Source organism: Pseudokineococcus marinus, from assembly GCF_013004605.1.
Lineage (GTDB): Bacteria > Actinomycetota > Actinomycetes > Actinomycetales > Quadrisphaeraceae > Pseudokineococcus > Pseudokineococcus marinus.
In genome coordinates, this window is sequence record NZ_JABEMA010000234.1 from 1 (window position 1) to 4,846 (window position 4,846).

A 4,846-nucleotide genomic window follows, 5' to 3' on the forward strand; every position below is an offset into this window, starting at 1 on the left:
CGCCGAGGACCTCGTGAAGATGTACACGCGCCTCGCCAACCAGGCCCGGCAGGCGGAGATCACCCAGGAGATCACGGAGATCGTGGGCGGCGCCGACGCGCTGGCCGCGTCCTCCAGCTCGTGACGCTCCGCCCCCAGCACCCGCACGGGCACCCCGGCGGAGGCCGCGCACCACGCGGAGGTGGACAGGCCCTCGGTGACGACGGACGACGCGCCGGCCAGCATCCCCGCCAGGCGCAGGAGGAAGCGCGGGTCCCGGCGCCCCCCGGCGGTGCGCACGTCGTGGCCCGCGGCGGACCAGGCCGCCACGACCGCGGGGTCCCGGGCGTCGTCGGCGTGCAGGCAGACGACGGAGGGCCCGTGCTCGGCGCGCACGCGAGCCGCGAGCTCGGCGTCGCGGCGGCGCAGGCGCAGCAGCGCCGTCCCGTGCGCCGGGAAGACGAGGACGCCCCCGCCCTCCTCGCCCCGCAGGGCCTCGGGCCCGAGCGCCCGCAGCAGGTGCAGCCACGGCGCGCCGACCGGCGTGGTGCGAGCCCGCGCCGCCGCGCCCGCGCCGTCGCCCGCCGCCCAGGTGCGCGAGCCGTGCGAGAAGACGAGGTAGCGGCGCGCCCCCAGCCCGGGGAAGTCCGCGAAGTGCGCCCGCAGCGGGTCCTGCAGCGACCAGCCGTGCTGGACGAGGGCGTCGGTGCGGGGCGGGCGCGCGCGTCCCACCACCCCGGCGAGGACCTGGGCGTGGCCGTAGAAGTAGTTCTGGATGTCCACCGCGGCCGATGCTCCCACGCGCCCCGGGTAGCCTCGCTGCGCCGGAGCCCCGGGGGCCCGGTGCGCGGGCGTCCCGTCCGCGCCCAGCCCGCGGGAGCGGGACGACGCGGACGAGGTGGCATGCGGCAGCGGCTGGCGGACCTGCGGACCGGGATGCCCGTGCTGGGCCTGCTCGTGCGCCGCGACGTCAAGGTCCGGTACGCCGACTCCGTCCTCGGCTGGCTGTGGTCCTTCCTCGACCCGCTGCTGATGTCGCTGGTCTTCTACCTCGTCTTCACGGTCATCTTCCAGCGCGACGTCGGCGAGGACCCCTACATCCTCTTCCTCATCACAGGGCTGCTCGCCTGGACCTGGACGTCCAAGGCCCTGGGTGACGCGCCGCGGGCGCTGACGAAGGACAAGCAGCTCGTCGGCGCCGTGCGCCTGCCGCGCGAGGTCTGGGCGCTGCGGACCGTCTTCTCGCGGGGCACGGAGTACGTCTTCGCGCTGCCCGTCGTCGTGCTCTTCGCGGTCGTCTTCGCCCACCCGCCGAGCCTGTACCTGCTGGCCCTGCCGCTGGCCTTCCTCATCCAGGCCGTGCTGCTCGTGGGGCTGAGCCTCCTGCTGAGCCCGGTCGGCGTGCTCGTCACCGACTCGACCAACATCGTCGGCCTCGTCACCCGGCTCGGCTTCTACGGCTCGCCCATCTTCTACGGGCTCGCGGACGTGCCCGAGGCCGTGCGCCCCTGGTACGTGCTCAACCCGATGGCCGGGATCATCGACCTCTACCGGGCGGCCTGGTTCCCCGAGGCCTTCAGCGGCTGGGGCCCGGTCGGCGTCTCGGCCGCCGTCGCCGTGGTCGCCCTGGTCGCGGGCTCCGTCGTCTTCGCGCGGCTGGAGCGCCCGGCCCTGAAGGAGCTGTGACGTGAGCGCCCTCCCCCAGGCCCGCCGACCGATCCCGCCGGGCCAGCCCGCCATCGTCGTCGACGGCCTCGGCATCCGCTTCAACCGCCACCGCCGGCGCAACCTCTTCGTGCGCGAGCTGCTCTCCCGCGGCGAGAGCACGGCGCCCGACGAGGGGCGGTTCTGGCCGCTGCGGCGCGTCTCCTTCACCGTCGCGCCGGGCGAGGCCGTCGGCGTCGTCGGCGTCAACGGCAGCGGCAAGTCGACGCTGCTCAAGCTCATCGCGGGGGTGCTGCTGCCCGACGAGGGCTCGGTCGCCGTCAACGGGGGCGTGGCCCCCCTCATCGAGATCACGGGCGGGTTCGTCAACGAGCTCACCGGCCGGGAGAACATCCGCATCGTCAGCGCGCTGCACGGCCTGACGAAGCAGCAGCTGGCCGAGCGCTTCGACCGCATCGTCGACTTCTCGGGGGTCGGCGACTTCCTCGACACCCCGTTCCGGCACTACTCCTCCGGCATGCGGGTGCGCCTGGCCTTCAGCGTCATGGCCCACCTCGACGAGCCGATCCTCCTCGTCGACGAGGTGCTCGCCGTGGGCGACAAGGCCTTCCGCGCCCGCTGCCACGACAAGATCGACGAGCTCCTCGCCGCGGGTCGCACGATGTTCCTCGTCAGCCACAGCGACGCCGACCTCAAGCGCTTCTGCACCCGCGCGCTGCTCCTCGAGAAGGGCGGCCTCGTCCTCGACGCCGGCGTCCCGGAGGTCCTCGAGCGCTACACGCGGGGGGCCTGACCTGCACCGGTCGGACCGCGGGGCGCCGCGCCTCGGCGTCCCGGAGGGCGGTGCGACGCGCTGCTACGGTCGCGACCGCCCGTGCTCGCCGATCCCGGAGGTCCCGTGACCGCGCTCGTCGTCGTGCCGGCGCGCGGAGGCTCCCAGGGCGTGCCCCTGAAGAACCTCCGCCGCGTCGGGGGCGTCCCGCTCGTCGGGCGCGCCGCGGCCGCCGCCCTCGCGGCGCCGGCGGTCGACGCCGTCGTCGTCAGCACCGACCACGCCGGCATCGCCACGGCGGCGCGCGACGCCGGCGCGGAGGTCGTCGAGCGACCCGCCGACCTCTCCGGCCCCACGGCCACGAGCGAGTCGGCCGTCCTCCACGCCCTCGACGCCTGGGAGGCCCGCCAGGCCGACGGCCGGCGCGCCGACGTCGTCGTCCTCGTGCAGCCCACGAGCCCCTTCATCGATCCCGCGGACCTCGACGCCGCCGTGCGGGCCGTCGCCGCGGGCGAGGCGGACTCCGTGTTCTCCGCCGTGGAGACGCACGCCTTCCTCTGGCGCGAGACGGACGGCGCCGAGGGCGCCACCGGCGTCAACCACGACCGCGCCGTGCGGCCCCGGCGCCAGGACCTGGAGCCGCAGCTGCGCGAGACCGGCGCCTTCTACGTCATGCGCACCGCGGCGCTGCGCGAGACCGGGCACCGCTTCACCGGCCGCGTGGCCGTGCAGCGCGTCCCCGAGGCGCACGCCCTCGAGATCGACACCGAGGGGGAGCTCGAGCTCGCGGTCGCCCTCGCCGGCGTGCTCGAGGCGCCGCTCCCCCCGGCCGGCCTCGCCGGGGTCCAGGCCGTCGTCACCGACTTCGACGGCGTCCACACCGCCGACGACGCGTGGGTGGACACGAACGGCGTCGAGAGCGTCCGCGTCTCCCGCAGCGACGGCATGGGCGTGGAGCGACTGCGCCGCGCGGGCGTCCCCCTGCTCGTGCTCTCCAAGGAGCGCGACGGCGTCGTGGCCCGCCGCGCCGCCAAGCTGGGGGTCGACGTCCTCCACGGCGTCGAGCAGAAGGCCGAGGTGCTCGCCCGCTGGCTGGACGAGCGCGACCTCGACCCGGCCCGCGTCGTCTACGTCGGCAACGACGTCAACGACCTCGGACCGATGGCGCTCGTCGGGTGGCCCGCCGCGGTCGCCGACGCCGCGCCGTCCGTCCTCGCCGCAGCGCGCCTGCGGCTGTCCCGCCCCGGAGGCAACGGGGCCGTCCGCGAGCTCGCCGAGCTCGTCATCACCGCGAAGGAAGCCCAGCCATGAGCGCCAGCGACACGACCGCACCCGCCCGGCCCGTGCAGATCGGCGAGGACCTCGTCGGCCCGGGCCAGCCCGTCTACGTCATCGCCGAGATCGGCATCAACCACAACGGCGACGTCGAGATCGCCAAGCAGCTCATCGACGTCGCCGCCGACGCCGGCTGCCAGGCCGTGAAGTTCCAGAAGCGCACGCCCGAGATCTCCACCCCCGAGGCGCAGAAGTCCCAGATCCGCCAGACGCCCTGGGGCGAGATGACCTACCTCGACTACAAGTACAAGGTCGAGTTCGAGCAGGAGGAGTACACGGCGGTCGCCGAGCACGCCGCCGCCCGGGGCGTCGCCTGGTTCGCCTCGCCGTGGGACGAGCCCAGCGTCGACTTCCTCGAGACGATGGACGTGCCGGTCCACAAGGTCGCCAGCGCCTCCGTCACCGACATGGGGCTGCTCCAGCGGCTCAAGGAGACGGGCAAGCCGGTCATCCTGTCGACGGGCATGAGCACCCTGGAGCAGGTCGACGCCGCCGTCGAGGCCCTCGGCACCGACAAGCTGGTGCTCCTGCACGCGACCTCGACCTACCCGCTGCCCCCGGAGGAGGCCAACCTCCGCACGATCACGACACTCTCCGAGCGCTACGGCGTGCCGGTGGGCTACTCGGGCCACGAGACGGGGCTGCAGATCTCGCTGGCCGCCGTCGCCCTCGGCGCCGTCGCCGTCGAGCGCCACATCACCCTCGACCGGGCGATGTGGGGCAGCGACCACGGTGCGAGCCTCGAGCCGCACGGCCTGAAGACCCTCGTGCGCGACATCCGGATCCTCGAGACCGCCATGGGCGACGGCGTGAAGCGCGTCTTCCCGGGCGAGGAGGCCCCCCTCTCGCGCCTGCGCCGCGTCGGGGCCTGAGGACGGTGGCCCTCCCCCCGGGGACCCCGGCCGCTGACGGCCGCCCGCTGCTCGTCGTCGCGGGGTCCCCGGGGCTGCTCGACGTCGACCACGCGCTCCTGCCCGCGGACGCCGTCGTCCTGCGCTGCGGGCCGCTCGAGGACGAGGGCGACCTCCTCCTCGGCCGCCGCGTCGACCTGTGGGCGCCGCCCCCCGGCGCCCTCGCGAGCGGCGCGGTGGCGGC

Annotated in this window: 6 protein-coding genes; all 6 read left to right on the forward strand. The window is 75.1% G+C overall.

Going from position 1 to position 4,846, the window contains the following annotated elements:
- Positions 1–124 (forward strand): F0F1 ATP synthase subunit gamma (locus HLB09_RS12910; protein WP_171203761.1); only part of this gene is annotated, 124 nt, incomplete at its 5' end.
- Between the two features lie 758 nt (positions 125–882).
- A complete protein-coding gene (locus tag HLB09_RS12915) occupies positions 883–1,665 on the forward strand; it encodes an ABC transporter permease (protein ID WP_171203762.1) in 783 nt (260 codons plus the stop codon).
- A 1-nt stretch (position 1,666) separates the two neighbouring features.
- Positions 1,667–2,437, forward strand: coding sequence for an ABC transporter ATP-binding protein (locus HLB09_RS12920; protein WP_212771033.1), 771 nt, complete (start codon positions 1,667–1,669; stop codon positions 2,435–2,437).
- A gap of 105 nt (positions 2,438–2,542) precedes the next feature.
- Entirely contained in the window at positions 2,543–3,727 is a 1,185-nt protein-coding gene (locus HLB09_RS12925) for a cytidylyltransferase domain-containing protein (RefSeq protein WP_171203763.1), read from the forward strand.
- Positions 3,724–4,623, forward strand: a complete 900-nt coding sequence (locus tag HLB09_RS12930; protein WP_171203764.1) for an N-acetylneuraminate synthase family protein — start codon at positions 3,724–3,726, stop codon at positions 4,621–4,623. The genes HLB09_RS12925 and HLB09_RS12930 overlap by 4 nt, the downstream gene beginning before the upstream one ends.
- Positions 4,624–4,628: 5 nt before the next feature.
- A partial coding sequence (locus HLB09_RS12935) for a hypothetical protein (RefSeq protein WP_212771034.1) occupies positions 4,629–4,846 on the forward strand: 218 nt, incomplete at its 3' end.